The 15,059-nt window shown below is 40.3% G+C and carries 13 protein-coding genes, 2 pseudogenes, 1 riboswitch and 1 other annotated feature; of the genes and pseudogenes, 6 read left to right on the top strand and 9 right to left on the bottom strand.

Annotated elements, in window-relative coordinates:
- Nucleotides 1-168 precede the first annotated feature (168 nt).
- Entirely contained in the window at nucleotides 169-801 is a 633-nt protein-coding gene (gene lexA / locus HUK45_RS07270) for a transcriptional repressor LexA (protein WP_191911775.1), read from the top strand.
- A 13-nt stretch (nucleotides 802-814) separates the two neighbouring features.
- Here the strand turns inward: lexA and cytX are convergent, their stop codons facing one another.
- The 4 genes from cytX to HUK45_RS07250 form a co-directional block, all read right to left on the bottom strand.
- Nucleotides 815-2,020: a putative hydroxymethylpyrimidine transporter CytX gene (gene cytX / locus HUK45_RS07265; protein WP_191911774.1), complete on the bottom strand. Its 1,206-nt coding sequence runs from the start codon at nucleotides 2,018-2,020 to the stop codon at nucleotides 815-817.
- Nucleotides 2,021-2,101: 81 nt separating this feature from the next.
- Nucleotides 2,102-2,209: riboswitch (TPP riboswitch) on the bottom strand.
- Between the two features lie 15 nt (nucleotides 2,210-2,224).
- Complete coding sequence (locus HUK45_RS07260; RefSeq protein ID WP_191911773.1) at nucleotides 2,225-3,385, bottom strand: hydroxymethylglutaryl-CoA synthase; 1,161 nt, start codon at nucleotides 3,383-3,385, stop codon at nucleotides 2,225-2,227.
- On the bottom strand, nucleotides 3,385-4,065 hold the full coding sequence (locus HUK45_RS07255; protein WP_191911772.1) for a ribonuclease H family protein: 681 nt from the start codon (nucleotides 4,063-4,065) through the stop codon (nucleotides 3,385-3,387). Before HUK45_RS07255 ends, HUK45_RS07260 begins: the two co-directional genes overlap by 1 nt.
- 102 nt (nucleotides 4,066-4,167) lie before the next feature.
- Entirely contained in the window at nucleotides 4,168-5,223 is a 1,056-nt protein-coding gene (locus HUK45_RS07250; RefSeq protein WP_191911771.1) for a dipeptide epimerase, read from the bottom strand.
- Between the two features lie 49 nt (nucleotides 5,224-5,272).
- On the opposite strand from HUK45_RS07250, the gene HUK45_RS07245 reads away from it, so the two are divergent.
- Both HUK45_RS07245 and HUK45_RS07240 read left to right on the top strand, forming a co-directional pair.
- Nucleotides 5,273-5,680, top strand: a complete 408-nt coding sequence (locus HUK45_RS07245) for a hypothetical protein (RefSeq protein WP_191911770.1) — start codon at nucleotides 5,273-5,275, stop codon at nucleotides 5,678-5,680.
- A gap of 69 nt (nucleotides 5,681-5,749) precedes the next feature.
- Nucleotides 5,750-6,632: pseudogene (locus HUK45_RS07240) on the top strand (aldo/keto reductase).
- 66 nt (nucleotides 6,633-6,698) lie between these two features.
- On the opposite strand, the pseudogene HUK45_RS07235 reads toward HUK45_RS07240, so the two are convergent.
- Both HUK45_RS07235 and HUK45_RS07230 read right to left on the bottom strand, forming a co-directional pair.
- Nucleotides 6,699-8,213 (bottom strand): annotated as a pseudogene (locus tag HUK45_RS07235) (YfcC family protein).
- An 8-nt stretch (nucleotides 8,214-8,221) separates the two neighbouring features.
- Entirely contained in the window at nucleotides 8,222-9,376 is a 1,155-nt protein-coding gene (locus tag HUK45_RS07230) for an ArgE/DapE family deacylase (protein WP_191911769.1), read from the bottom strand.
- A 326-nt stretch (nucleotides 9,377-9,702) separates the two neighbouring features.
- On the opposite strand from HUK45_RS07230, the gene HUK45_RS07225 reads away from it, so the two are divergent.
- The 3 genes from HUK45_RS07225 (at nucleotide 9,703) to HUK45_RS07215 (ending at nucleotide 12,350) form a co-directional block, all read left to right on the top strand.
- The gene (locus HUK45_RS07225; RefSeq protein WP_191911768.1) at nucleotides 9,703-10,440 is read left to right on the top strand and encodes a glucose 1-dehydrogenase; all 738 of its coding nucleotides are present in this window, start codon (nucleotides 9,703-9,705) and stop codon (nucleotides 10,438-10,440) included.
- A gap of 379 nt (nucleotides 10,441-10,819) precedes the next feature.
- Nucleotides 10,820-11,311: a DUF805 domain-containing protein gene (locus HUK45_RS07220; protein ID WP_191911767.1), complete on the top strand. Its 492-nt coding sequence runs from the start codon at nucleotides 10,820-10,822 to the stop codon at nucleotides 11,309-11,311.
- A gap of 250 nt (nucleotides 11,312-11,561) precedes the next feature.
- The gene (locus HUK45_RS07215; protein ID WP_191911766.1) at nucleotides 11,562-12,350 is read left to right on the top strand and encodes an acetoin reductase; all 789 of its coding nucleotides are present in this window, start codon (nucleotides 11,562-11,564) and stop codon (nucleotides 12,348-12,350) included.
- Between the two features lie 122 nt (nucleotides 12,351-12,472).
- Here HUK45_RS07215 and HUK45_RS07210 read toward each other — a convergent pair whose 3' ends face one another.
- From HUK45_RS07210 to HUK45_RS09590, 3 genes are all read right to left on the bottom strand, one after another.
- Nucleotides 12,473-13,297: an amino acid ABC transporter substrate-binding protein gene (locus HUK45_RS07210; RefSeq protein WP_235972071.1), complete on the bottom strand. Its 825-nt coding sequence runs from the start codon at nucleotides 13,295-13,297 to the stop codon at nucleotides 12,473-12,475.
- A 91-nt stretch (nucleotides 13,298-13,388) separates the two neighbouring features.
- Nucleotides 13,389-13,727, bottom strand: a binding site (T-box leader).
- Nucleotides 13,728-13,781: 54 nt separating this feature from the next.
- The gene (locus HUK45_RS09595) at nucleotides 13,782-14,243 is read right to left on the bottom strand and encodes a M20/M25/M40 family metallo-hydrolase (RefSeq protein WP_328797167.1); all 462 of its coding nucleotides are present in this window, start codon (nucleotides 14,241-14,243) and stop codon (nucleotides 13,782-13,784) included.
- A complete protein-coding gene (locus tag HUK45_RS09590; RefSeq protein ID WP_268890012.1) occupies nucleotides 14,240-14,914 on the bottom strand; it encodes a M20/M25/M40 family metallo-hydrolase in 675 nt (224 codons plus the stop codon). Before HUK45_RS09590 ends, HUK45_RS09595 begins: the two co-directional genes overlap by 4 nt.
- Nucleotides 14,915-15,059: the final 145 nt, after the last annotated feature.

Here is a 15,059-nt window from a genome sequence, read left to right as displayed (position 1 = left end):
TCTCCTCACCTTCCAGATATCCTTAATTTAACTATTTATCTTGATCTTAGCTAACTTAATAACTATTTTCAAGATATGTACTAACTTCTCCGCGAACGTACGTTTGAAAGTTGACGATTACTATGATATTCTAGACTTAATAATAATCTAGCCAAATGAGGTGTCAAAATGGCAAAAGCAGCAAGTCAAAAACAAATTGCCGTATTAAGTTGCATTTATAAACACGTTAAGGATCACGGGTACCCACCAACAGTCCGTGAAATCTGCGGAACCGTTGGGCTTTCCTCAACCTCCACCGTTCATTCTCACCTAAACAATCTAATCAAGGAAGGCTACTTACAAAAGGATCCCTCCAAGCCGCGGGCACTTGAGATTACTAAACAGGGATTAGATCTCCTGGGAATTGAACCAGAGCAAAAAGAAATCCCAATGATCGGTGTTGTTACCGCAGGACAGCCTATTTTAGCGGTAGAAGACACTACAGATTATTTTCCTTTACCACCTTCAATTAAAGATGCCTCTGGATTATTCATGTTAAAAATTCACGGCACCAGTATGATCAAAGCCGGAATTCTTGATGGTGATGACGTAATCGTTCGTAAGCAATCAACCGCTAAAGATGGCGAGATTGTAATTGCAATGACAAGTGATAATGAAGCTACTTGCAAACGGTTCTATAAAGAACCAGAAAACCACCGCTTCCGTCTTCAACCTGAGAACGATGCGATGGCACCCATTTATCTGGATAACGTTACTATCCTTGGTAAGGTTATTGTCTTATACCGTGATCACATTTTCTAAACTTTCCTTTTAATTAGCAATATTTCTTTATTGAGGGTAGGAATGAACTAATAATTTTGTTCATTCCTGCCTTTTTGTGATCGACAATCCACACCAAAAAGATCACAATTAAAATATCGGGCAACGTATTTCCTACGGGAAGATCTATTAACATTAAGCAGCGGTATACTATAAAACCAATTAGCCATAAGATAAAATGAGTCCAACTAATCCAGCGATCCTTATTGTCAAGTCGAAGAACAAAGCGATCCATAATCTGAATGGCAATCATCGGGGTAAAGACTGAGCTAATGATATAAAGGAAGTTACTAAAATTATCCATCGGCAAAACGATTGCGCCAAGGCTACCAATACTAGTTACAATAATTGCTGTTAAACGTGAAGACCACTTAACCTTTAATGTTTGTGCAGAGACTCCTGCAGAATAGGCATCCATAAATGTTGTAGTGACTGTTGACAGGAGGACAATAATCAGGCCACTAATCCCAACGCCAGCACTAACCATTATTTTAGCAATATTTGTCTGCCCGGTTAATAAGATTGCGCCAAGGCCGACAATTGCCATCCAACAGCTAATGACACCATAAGTGATTGCACTAACTCCACTCGCTTGGATCGGGTTTTGGGCAACCGAAGTATAATCAGAAATTAAGGGAAGCCAGGATAGGGGCATCGAAACGGCTAATTCTAATCCTTGTCCAAATGATAATGCCCCTAAATGATTATTTACATGTGGTTCAGCAAAGATTAAATAGCACAACCAAACCGTTAAAAGTAATAAAGCAGTTAAGGCAACGGTGTTCAGCCATTTTAAGCGACGAATCCCGATAATTAACCACACTATGATTAGGAAGCCAATCAATCCGCACCATAGTGGCCGGCCCAATTTCCAAAGACCATTAGCCGCTAGCGAACCATCATAAATCATGATTCCCGTCCAGCCAATCAATTGTAAAACATTTAGACTAGCAAAAAAGATTCCACCCAATTGGCCAAAACTGATTTTTACCGATTCCATTGCACTAATGTGTAGCTGACCACCAATTATTCCAGCAAGGAAAAGCAACCCACAGCCAATTAAATGACCTAAGATAATGGCTGTTATTCCTTTAACCATTCCCAATGGCGCTAAGTAAGTTCCTGTCAAAATCTCTGCAATTGATATTCCCGCGCCGCACCAAATCATTCCATTTTCTACCAGTGATGTCTTATGTTGCATCAGTTCCACCATCCTTTTATCGATTAGCGAAACTTGATCTTGATAAAGAAAAATCGACCAGGCACCTACCTGATCGATTTTAAAATTCTTAACTGAATTCCCTCCGTTGGCATTATCCAAATCAGGTCCCATGGGTCGAAGATCACATCTTCCTCTCAGCCTGTTATACAAGCTCCCCGTTTGTGTTAATTATATTGTAACACTTTATTTCTTTTCCTGATAAATCCGTTTGTGTTCCTTTTGACCCTTTAATATAAACGGTGCTGGATCTGATTGCCAATCTAATTCAACATCATCCGGGTTCATCCCTAGTTGTGAATTGAACTGCTTCTCATATTCAGCAATTGAAACCTGATGACGATTTGCTAGATCATCCTTAACGTCACTCAAGTATTTTTCAAAGTGAGGCTGAAGGATCCCACTGTAGAATTCACCCTCTGCTCCAGAACCGTAACTAAAAAGACCAATCCGGTCCCCAGGATTAACCTGACCATTTTGCAACAATGACATTACTCCAAGGTAAAGTGAACCAGTATAGAGGTTTCCTACCTCACGACAGTACTTTTGACTTGCGGTCAGTTGCTCACGCATTTTGTCAGCAACCAGTGATTGATTGTCCTTAAGGAGTGCCTCCAGTGCCTTCTTTCCCATCTTGGTAAATGGCAAGTGGAAAGTTAAGGCAGCAAAATCATCCAGTTGTCGTCCAGTCATTTGCTGGTAGCGTTGCCAGCACTGAAGGAAAAAGTCAACGTAAACATTAGTCGAGTATTTGCCATCCACATGTGCTTCAGTTGCGTAAAGTGGCCGCCAAAAGTCCATAACATCCTTGGTATATGAAACCGTAGTATCCTCAAGAGCTAAGATATGAGGAACAGCAGAAATCAACATTGCAACTGCCCCAGCCCCTTGGGTAACCTCACCAGGTGTTTTTAACCCATAACGAGCAATATCAGCTGCAATTACTAGGACTGTCGACTGGGGATTCATTGCGACTAATCCCTTAGCAAACTGAATCCCTGCCGTTGCCGAATAACAGGCTTCCTTTAGTTCAACTGCACGGGTAAAATCATCCAGTCCCAAAAGATGTTTGATATAAATGGCACTTGCCTTGGAATTATCAATCCCTGATTCAGTAGCTACGATCACGGTGGAAAGATGTTTTTTATCATCTTGGGATAAAAGCTTCTTGGCAGCCGTTGCTCCTAAAGTAACAATATCTTGGGTTGGCGGAACAACTGCCTGTCGATCCTGACCAATTCCAATTGTGTACTTATCAGGTTCATCCCCCCGTTTACGAGCTAGTTCGCGTAAATCAATATACTCATCAGTAGTTGCAAATGCCATCTTATCAATTCCGATTTTCATTATTCTTCCCCCATTTGATCCATTGTTTGATTTAATAAGTGATCAACAATAATATTTCCTTGGTTATTTGCATGTCCCTTAGTCCATTGAAAATGTAGCTGCTTAAACTGTGGTAGTAATTGAATAACCTCTTGCCACAACTCTTGATTAGCCACTGGTGAACCACTACTAGTCTGCCAACCACGACGGGCCCAGCCATTAAGCCAGCCTTTCATGATCGGGTCTAGGACATAGTGTGAGTCAAGAACTGCAATAATTGGGTCCTCTTGTTTTCGGTTCTTTACTAAAATCTGGAGAGCATTCCGGAGCGCCATTAATTCCATCCGATTATTCGTTGCGCCAAACTCACCACCAGTCTTAGTAAATCGTTGACTGCCTTTACTGATCAACAATGCCCAAGCCGCTTTATCTGTTTGCTTAACGTGCTGCCCCGGCTTATTACCGTGATTGCGTGAACCACCATCTGTATACAGGTAAATGATATTTGGATCATTTAGCTTACCATCATGATCTTTTGTTTGACTTTTATTATCGCCAGCAAGCCATTCTCTAGCTAACGACTTACTGGAAAAGCTCTTATACACTGCACCCGGATAACCATTAATTTTCTGCTGACATTCTGGCCAGGTAAGATAAATTCCTGGGTGCCGCCCCTTCCTAACTGCATATACTTTACTCATGTCTAACCTCGAAAAAAATAATACATTAATTATAACGAATTTAGACGTAATGTGGAAAATGAAAAATCCTAGCATCATAAAATAATGCCAGGAAATTTAGAATTACACGTGCCATAAATGGATTCCAACCCGCTTAAGGTCACCCAAATCGAGATCATTTTTAATCATATAAACTGAGTCAAGATCAATAAAGTAAACATTAGCGTGAGCATTAGCAAAGGCTACCGCAGCCGCAATACTTTCAGGAGCCTCAATCATACTACCAACCATGCACGGAATTCCTGCACTTTCACACAACTGATTAATCTTAGTTGCTTCGTAGATTCCGCCACACTTCATTAACTTAATGTTAACATAATCTGCTGCTCCCGCTTTAATTACCCGTAAGGCATCCGCTGATGTAAATACACTTTCATCCAACATTAACGGAATGGTTGATTGTTGACGGAGCAACGCTAACTCACGTAACTGATTTGCCGGTAGTGGCTGCTCAATAAAATCAAGGTTTAACGCTGCGTCAGCCAGCATTTTGAAGGCTCGCAAGGCTTGCTTATAACTCCATCCTTGATTAACATCAAGACGTAATGCGACGTCCGATCCGACAGCTTGAGCGATTTGCTCAACACTCTCCACATCCTCATCAATGGAATGGTCACCAAGTTTAATCTTTAATGCAGTAAACCCACGTTGAACCGTCTTCTTTGCCTGCTCCACCATTTCAGCTGGCTTACCAATGCTGATAGTATAGTCGGTCGCCATTGATTGTTTACTCCCACCAAGTAAATGGTTAAGTGATACATGGTAAATCTGGGTTAAAAGATCATAAATTGCGATATCAACCACGGCTTTTGCTGGGCCGTTTGCTACTACAGCAGTATGTAGTCGTTTCATCAGGGGTTCGACATTAGCTAGGGAAGAGTCAATCAATCGCGGTGCAATTACTTCTTCAATAATTATTTTAAGAGTGTCAATATTATCGCCCGTAACCACCTCATTCGGAGTTGCGGCACCGGTACCAACCAGCCCATTTTTCAATTTTACCTTCACCCGGATTGCATGGATTGAATTAACCGTATGGAGATGAGTAATAAATGGTCGCTCCAAAGGTATCTTGATCACTTCAGTCGTTATTTTAGAAATCGTTAATTCATCTTTCATTAAAAGCACCTCGCACCTTTATCTATTCTAAGTTACTAAGGAGTACATCATGCATAAAAAACTGTTCATTATTTTATTAGTCTTAACTTTTAGTTTAATCTTAACCATTGGTAATGCAAACGCTAAGCAACGCTCTTTAAGAAGGATTAATCAACAGCTTACCGATAACCTTGAAGAACATCAGGAATATGCCGATAATGATCCAGGGAATTATGATTATGCAAAATATATTCAGAAAATCTATTACCGTGATCGCAAAACAATTATCATTCAAGTTAAGTCCGGCTTTCAAGAAATGACCAAAAATGATAAGACCAGCATTAGCAATCAAGCCGCCGCTCTTACCAGATCGGTTCAATCAAATAACGATAAATATCAAGTGACAATTAAGGTTAAACGGAATAAGAAAGTAATTGGCCTTAAAAAGCCTAACCAAAAGAATTATCAATGGAAATAAACCAGTTAAATATAATTCACCTTCATCACCCAGAACAATCACTGCTAAAATTAACCTAAGAAGGTGAAAATGTTGAATGAAGATCAACAAAAATTAATTAAGCTAAGTAACGGAATTGAAATGCCGCAAATTGGTTTTGGTGTTTGGAAAATTCCGTTTAATCAAACCGCCAAAATTGTTACTAACGCAATTAAAAATCACTATCGGTTAATTGATACTGCTAAACAATACGGAAATGAAAAACAAGTCGGTCAAGGAATTAAAGACTCAGGAATTGAGCGAGAGCAACTTTTTCTTACTACTAAAATTTTTAACGGGGATCAAGGAGACATTGATAAACTTCGGAATGCATTTTAATGAACAACTAAAGAAGCTTGGAACCGACCATGTTGATCTCCTCCTTCTTCACTGGCCCGTGTTTAATAAATATATTGAAAGCTGGCGAGCACTGGAAGCAATTTATAACGATGGACAAGCGCGAGCAATTGGGGTTTGCAATTTTGACGTTGACCACCTCCAAAATTTAATGGATCACGCTAATATCATGCCAATGGTCAACCAGATTGAGTTCAACCCACGAATTCATCAACCGGATACCGTTGCTTTCTGTCAGGACAACCACATTCAATTAGAGGCCTGGTCACCACTAGGTAATGGGCAACTACTAAGCAGTCCTGTAATTAGTAAAATTGCGAAGGAACATGGAAAGACACCAGCACAAGTGATCCTTCGCTGGGAGCTTCAGCAAGACTTCATCGTTATCCCAAAGTCAGTTCATGAAGAACGGATGCGAGAAAATCGTGATATTAATGATTTTGAATTAGATGCGGATGAGATGGAAGCAATTGCAATGCTTGATGAAGAGAAGCATTCAATTTGGTATGACAAGTATAAGTGGTCTGGAAACCCAAATGGTCGTGATGATTACATCGCTAAGCCGGGTGAATTTTAAGAATTTAGGTAATCGAAAACAGACAAGAGATCGAATTGGTTGACGATCGCTTGCCTGTTTTTCTTTTTAGAGTGCTGTTAGGATTGCGAGGTAAACACAAGTTACTAAGAATAGGAGCAGAATAAATTTATAAACCCACTTCCAATAGATCGTAATTGGGATCCGTGAAAGAGCGAGGGCACCAACCAGCATTCCGGCAGTCGGTGTAATCGCAGTAATTAATCCCGTAGCAGCCTGGTAAGAAGTAACTAACACACTCCCGTCAACGTGGGCAAATTGAGCTAGCGAACCCATAATCCCCATCGTTGCTGCTGCTAATCCAGAACTTGATGGGATCAGGAATGAGAGAATAATAAAGAATATAAAGGCCAGGATAATAAAAGCGGCTTTGGGCATTCCAGCTAAAGAAATTTCACCCCAATGAAGGATTGTTCCGGTAATCTTACCATTGTTCATAACAACTTGAATTCCCCGAGCAACCGCAACAATAATTGCAACATTCAGCAGGTCACTCATCCCGCTCATAAAGGAATTAATAAATTCGGTTTCTTTAATGTAACCAACAAACATAATGACGACTGACATAAATAAGAATAGCATTGTAATTTCGTTAAACTACCAACTACCCAATGCGGTCATATCAGCACCTAAGAAGTCGCCAAGGAACGGAATCTGGGTGAGCCATTTAGTAAAGCTTTCGAAGAATGTCCAGGACTTATTAATACTTGTCCAGGGAACTAACCCCACAATCATAATGATAAACGTTAAAGCAAAGACCCAGAGGACATGCTTCTGAATCTTGGTTAACGGTTGTGGTTTTGTCGTTCGCTTGTCAACTTCAAAGAACTTCATATCCGCTTTTCGTTGCGAATAAACTAATGATTTTGTCGGATCCTTTTTGATCTTGTCAGCATAGCGTAATACAAAAGCAATCGTTAGGGCGGTCACAATAATCAATAAGATGATCCGGGAACCGAGTCCTGATCCAGGAGAAATCTTAATAATGCCAGAAGCAACCCCGGTAGAGAACGGGTTGACCGTTGAGGCTAAGTCACCAACTCTGGTACCGAGCAAAATAATCCCGGCAGCAACAAGCGAGTCATAACCGACTCCCATCATGATTGGAACGATCAACGGGAAAAATGCGAGAGTTTCTTCACCCATTCCGTATGTGGAACCACCAATCGCAAAGATAATCGTCAGTACAATAATTAATCGTTTCTCGTGACCCTTAGAATTTTCGACTATTGAACGGATACCGTCGTCCAATGCGCCAGTCTTATTAACAACTCCCAGGAAGCCACCAATTACCAGAATAAATAATGCAATGTCAATTGCTCCAGTAGTTGCCTTATCACCAATCATTCCAATAATCGGTGCCATAAAGATGTCCCAAATTCCTTGCGGGTGACTAGCAACCGTGTGATAGGTCCCAGAAATCATATTTCCCGCACCGTTAACTTTGTATTCCCCAGCCGGTATAATCCAGGTCAAGACTGCGATTAAAGCAATCAGCAAGAAAAGAATTGTAAAAGCCGAGGGCATATGAAACCGATGCTTCTTTTGTACTTTTTCCTCCATAAGTTCACCTACTTTGTAAAGAATTCCTTAGCTACTTGTTTATAGAATTCGACTGACTTATAAAAAGTTTCAATATTCACGAATTCATCAGTTTGGTGTTGTGTATTGTTCCCTGGTCCAATTTCTGCGATTGCAAAATCACCTTTTCCATGAAGAAATTCCGAAGCATCACTTGCACCAGATTGACCAATGGCTTTTACTGGACGATCCGTAAATATTTCACCATGAACCTTTTCCATCAGCTTAATCAATGGAGCATTCTTGTCTCCCGGCATTGCTTCTTCTGGAAAACTATAACGAATACTTAAATCATAGCCATCCTTTTGATTCAACTCCTCCACCAGATTATTCAAGGCAGCAAAGACGACCTTATTTGGATATTCCGGAATCGTTCGAATATTTCCCTTAATAATTGCCTTATCAGGAACGGAATTAATCTGTGAACCACCCTGGAAAACGGATTGAACATGGGTCAGCTTACCCAGAATTGGGTCTACCTGATCAAATTGTGCCATTAACGGCTTTACTTGGGTCGCAAAATCAATTAGGTGATCAATCGCATTGATTCCCTTTTCCGGCTGAGAACTATGGGCCTGCTTTCCTACTGAAGTAACAATATAGTCAATGACTCCTTTTGATGTGTAGCCGATCTCAGTCATATCATTCCCTGGTTCAGCAATAATTAGACCGGCTAGGCCATCCGCATAACCTTCCTTAGTGAGCTGGGCCGCACCATACTCGCCAGTTTCTTCACCAACCGTACAAAGTAACCTAATTTTCCCGGGAACTGAATTATCTTCGAGCATCTCAAGCATACTGATAATTAAAGCAGCTAACCCACTCTTCATATCAGAAGCGCCACGACCGTATAAGTTGCCATCTTTTATCGTTGCTTGGAATGGATCCGTCTGCCAATCAGCTTCATCCCCAGCAGAAACCACATCCTCATGACCAGAAAAACCCAAAATCCGGTCACCAGAACCAATTGTCACTACCAAATTATCTCGTCCCGGAGCGTATTGAATCCGATCAATCTGAACCCCCTGATCTTGATATGGGGCAAAAAGTGATTCGATATAGTCAGCGACTTCACCCTCGTTATCGTTTACTGACTTAATACTGATCAGCTTCGATAAAATTTCAATCTGCTTCTGTTTTTCCATGATAACCCCTCCTGAAAAAAGATTTGCTAAGGTAATCGCTTACAACAAAATCATATCATACATCTGATATTCATATAATACTAAAATCATTTGTTGTTAATGAATAATAATACATTATATTAAATATATCAAAATAAAAATGCAATTAAACGAGTTATTTAACATTAAAACTTAGTCAACAAAGGAGTTCCTGCCATGAAGCCACATAGTTAATCATCTTTTATCATCAATTAAGTTTGTTTTATCTATTACTTAGTGATAACATTAACATGTAAGCAATTACAAATAAATTAATGTTGGTTTCTATATAGAAAGGGTGTTTCGTTATGGGTGAACTAGAAAGTAAAATCGCGATTGTAACTGGTGCGGCTAAGGGATTCGGTCTTGCAAGTACCAAGGCCTTCATTGATGAAGGAGCTAAGGTTGTCATGACCGATGTTGATGATGCTGAAGGTCAAAAACAGGCTGAACAATTTGGTGATAAGGCCATTTTCATCAAGCAAGATGTTTCTGATGAAGCTTCATGGCCAGAAGTATTTAAGAAAGCTGAAGAAACTTTTGGGCCAGTGAATGTTTTGCTGAATAACGCCGGAATCCTGCTGTTCGATAATGCTGAAGACGTTAAGATGGAGGACTTCCACAAGATTCTTTCGGTTGACCTTGATGGAGTTATGCTTGGTCAAAAGTATGCCATCAAGCACATGAAGGAGAATGGCGGATCAATCATTAACCTTTGCTCAATCGCTGGATTAATTGGGATTCCAAATCTCTTCTCCTACAATGCTGCTAAGGGGGCTGTCCGCCTGATCACTAAGTCTGCTGCCCTTTACTGCTGTGACAAGAATTACCCAATTCGGATTAATTCTGTTCACCCTGGATACGCTCATACACCAATGGTTGACGCCTACCCAGAAATGCGGGCTGATTTGGAAGCACTTCACCCGATGGGCCGGCTCGGTGACGCAGATGAGATTGCCAACATGTGTGTCTTCCTCGCTTCTGATCGTTCTTCCTTCAGTACTGGCTCTGAATTTGTTACTGACGGGGGTTACACTGCTCAATAAATATAAATCCTTAATTTTTAGCCATTAATACCAAAAATAAACTGCCACCCAAGTTATTAACTCAGGTGACAGTTTTTAAGTTACTGTTATATTTTACTCTTTATTTTGAATGCTTTTTGGCAAAAATACATACGGGTAAGGCAATTGCGCTGCTGATCAAACTAACAGCCGCAATTTTTTGCTTTTTAGAAAGTGGCTTTTTGGCAATTTTCATTAAAAACAGCTCCTTTATATAAAAATCCAATACCTTTCCTTCCCATACTTATATTCTAGTGTGAATACAGGATAATATAAACTGATATGCATTAGGGAGGTTTTTAATAATTAAGGCCTCCATTAATATGCTATAGTAAATATAATGATTAGGAGGAATGTAATTATGTTAAAGGCTTACAAATATTATTGGGAAAATGGATTTAAATACCAAGCAACTTCAACCCGGGCGGATTACTGGTGGGCAGTGTTAATGAATGTCATTATTTATGCTATTTTATGGCTGCTACTAGCCGCTTCTGGGGTTTCATCAATTGGCTCACTGGTAAACGGAACAACCCAAGGACTGGGGATGGTACTAATCATCGTGGTTATCATGGGAGTATTCGGCTTTGCGAATATTTTCCCCGCAATTTCAATTGCTGTTCGGCGTATTCGAGATGTTGGTATCTCCGGTTGGTTTCTATTTGCCGTTTGGCTCCTTTCAGTTGTTTTAGGAAATGTTGATAACGCATTTTGCGAAGGACTAATGGCTGCTTTAGAAATCGTTGTATTGGTCTTCATGTGCTTACCAAGCAACTATATTAACAAGCAAGGTTGGTGGAGTCCAAATAAGGATAATGATCAAGAGATTCCTAGCTTACGGAATGAAAATTAATTTAAGAATGATCCCAAGCGTTGACAAAGAAGTGACGCTTGGGCTTTTGTTTTAAAGTTGATTCATGTAGAGACGATTTAGGCGACGGACGCCCTCGCGCGGCATTATCATCTTAAAGGGAGTCGTGAAAAGTTCCCAATTAACCTAAATATGATATTAAAATTAAAGCGCTTTCTATCTATTTTAACTATTTTGTGCAATAATAAACTTGTTGATTGATACTCTGTGAATCATAAAAGGAGATCTTAGTATGGTTGAAGAACAAAAAGTCGCTGTTATTACTGGTAGTAGTCGTGGTATTGGTAAAGGAATTGCCGAACAACTCGGTAAAGATGGCTATGCAATGGTTATTAATGGCTACCATAAAGACGAAACCGATAAAACTACTAAGGAATTAGCTGATAAGGGATTTAAAGTTGTTTCTGCGCCAGGTGATGTTTCCAAGAAGAGTACTCACGAAATGCTTGTTAAGACAGCCGTTGATAACTTTGGTCGTCTTGATACTTACATTAACAATGCAGGGATTGCTCAAATTGGCAACTTACTTGACGAATCTGCAGAAGACTTTCATAAGATCTATGCAACAAATGTTGACAGTGTTCTCTTTGGTATTCAAGCAGCTGCTGAACAATTTAAGAAGCAAGATGATGGTGATAAAATTCGTAAGATTATCAACGCTTCAAGTATTGCTGGACATATCGGTTATGAACAACTCGGTGCCTACTCTTCAACTAAGTTTGCTATCCGTGGCCTAACTCAAGTTGCTGCTAAAGAATTAGCTAAGTTCAACATCACCGTTAATGCCTATTGCCCTGGTATCGTTGGTACTGATATGTGGGACTTCATTGATGAAAAAATGGTGGAAGAAAACGGCGGTGAAAAAGGTCAATACCTAAAGGCTGCCATTGACGGAATCGCCCTTGGTCGTGTCGAGCACCCATCAGATGTTGCTAACTTTGTATCTTACCTTGCTTCAACCAAGTCCGACTACATGACTGGTCAAGCAATCCAAATTGACGGTGGGGTTCAATTTATTTAATTAAGTTTTCTGGATGTGTCTACATAGAATTTTAAATATTACAATAGCGGCTTGATTACAGAATTTTCCTGTGGTCAAGCCGCTTTCTATTTGTATAAGCACGATTAAAAATTCAGTTACTACTAATTCTTAAACTCATTCGTCGATCCCAAATAATTAGAATCAATCCCTAACCATTTTTCATTAATTCGGCGAAGGGTCCCGTCTTTTTGGAGGACGCCAAGAGCGTAATTAATCTTCTTCACTAACGTTCGGTCACCCTTTCGCATCCCCACGGCAACCCGATCTTGCGGAAAGACATTACTACCAATAAGCTTATATTGGTTAGTCTTAGCTAAATTTTTTGCATAATAACCAGCATAAATCGTTCCGGCAAGAACTCCTTGTGTCCGGCCCGCTTTTAAATCCATAAAGGCAGAGTTGTTATCCTGATAGATGATTGGCGACCCGCTAATATACTTTTTCAGCAACTGTGGGTACTTATTGAAGTCAGTAAAAGCTGTCGAGCCTTCTTGAAGACCAAGCTTTTTTCCTTGCATATCCTTGAAGCTATTAATTCCCGAGTTCTTTTTAACGACCAGTGACTGTCCAGAACGTTCGTAAACCCGGCTAAAAGCTTCTTTTTTCTGCCGTTCTGGGGTTGCGGTATAGCCATTCCAAATTACATCAATCGTTCCATTCTTTAATTCGGTTTCTTTCATTGACCAGTCGATCGATTGAAAGTTAGCCTTTAACCCAAGCACTTTGCAGACTGCTCGTGAAAGATCAACGTCATAGCCAACTAATTTCCCGTTTTTCTGGCGAAAGTCCATTGGCACAAAGCTATCATCAACCCCGATATTAAGCTGACCCGATTTCTTAATCCGTGACCATTGATCAACGTGATTAGCACGGTAATTAGGATTAGCGGATCTCTTGCAGCCAGCAATTGGTAATAGAACAATCATTAAGGTTAATGCGATTAATATGCGAATAAGTCGTTGTGTTCTCATGACTATTTCCCTCCTAAATAAAAAAGCCCTCCAAAGCATCATTGCTTTAGAGGACGCGAATGCGCGGTTCCACCCCACTTTTCGATCACCTCACGATAACCGACTCACTAAGTTCGTTGATTAAACAAAAAACGCCTTCGCTACCACATTAATGGTAACGAGGGCGTTGCCGCGGTCCCACCTCGTCCTTGCTGCTTTCTCACAAAAACAACCTTAATAAGTTCAACCAATAAACTCTTGGCGATAACGGGCTCCCCGGTCATTCCTACTTTTTTTAGAAATTCAACTAGCAGATGTGTTTCCTAGAGTCATTTGGTTAGCATCCCATCAACCGCTAACTCTCTAAACAAAATTCCCTAGTACTAATTCTGTTGATCGTTTTTGAATATTGGTTATTACTATAGTCTAATTTCTTATAAAGTCAACAAATTTATTAAAATTAAATTAGAAACTTTTCAGCAATCTGTTGATAAATCATCGGTGCCTGCAAAAAATCATCAACTGAAAGGTGTTCATTAATCTGGTGAGATTGACGATCATCCCCTGGTCCATATTCAACAAACGAAAACGGCTTTTTAGCTAACGAATACCGAGACGCATCGGTTGCCCCGTGTGAAACAATCACCTTGGGCTTACTTCCTTTTGTGGCCGCAACCGCATCACTAACAAGATCGATGAACGAATCATTCGGATCAGTTACGACTGGTGCAAAGCTAGCAACTACTTTAAGGCGTAGCTGAGCACCCTGCTTATTTAGCTGATCAATAATTTTTTGCAATCGTGCTTGTGTCTCTTCATTATCACATTCAGGAACAGTCCGCACATTCCCCTTCAAGTAAGCGTAATCCGGAATTGAATTTAACTGCTCACCACCATGGAAGACGGTTACCGAGTGAATCACCTTACCAAGGACGGGACTCGATTGAGCATCAGCAAAAGCCGTTCACCATCAATAAAGCGGGCCAAATTTGCTACGGCGTTAATGCCTAAATCAGGACGTGAACTGTGCGCTGTCTTACCAAATGATTCAATTTCATAATCAAACGAACCACAGTGAGCGTATTCAAGCTGGTTTGAACTGGCTTCTCCCATTATCATTGCATCTAAATCATTAGCGTATCCCTTTTGCGTCAACAACATTGATCCCTGACCACCAACTTCTTCATCAACCGAAAGGAGTAAGCGAACCTTACCATGCTTTGGCAGTCCTGCTTTCTTCATCTGAATTAAGCTAATGACCATGGCTGTTAGACCACCTTTCATGTCCACCGAGCCACGACCGTAAATATTACCGTTGACGATTTCTCCTGAGAAAGGCGGGTACTTCCATTTTGCCGGATCACTAGTTGCTACCGTATCCATGTGACCAGCAAAAGCCAGCACTTTCCCGGGTTGGTCACCGATCTCAGCTACTAAGCATGTCCGATTATCCGCAAACTTAACCAACTGACTATCAATATGATGTTGGACAAGCACCTCTTTCAAATATTCGGCCAAAGGTTGTTCATTGCCATTAACGGTATTAAACTGAATTACCTTTTGTAACAAGGCAATTTTTGCTTGGTCATCCATCGTCCCACTCCTTTCTCATTAATAGGTATACACTTTCTGGTATTGATAAAAAATCAATGCCAGTTTTTTTGTACACAAAAAGGACAACTGCTGTCCTCGTGTTGTACAATCAATTCACCACAAAAATCATGTAAAGAAGGTTATG

The organism is Limosilactobacillus urinaemulieris (genome assembly GCF_014838745.1).
In the GTDB taxonomy this organism is placed as follows: Bacteria; Bacillota; Bacilli; order Lactobacillales; family Lactobacillaceae; genus Limosilactobacillus; species Limosilactobacillus urinaemulieris.
This window is presented reverse-complemented; position numbering and strand designations above follow the sequence as displayed.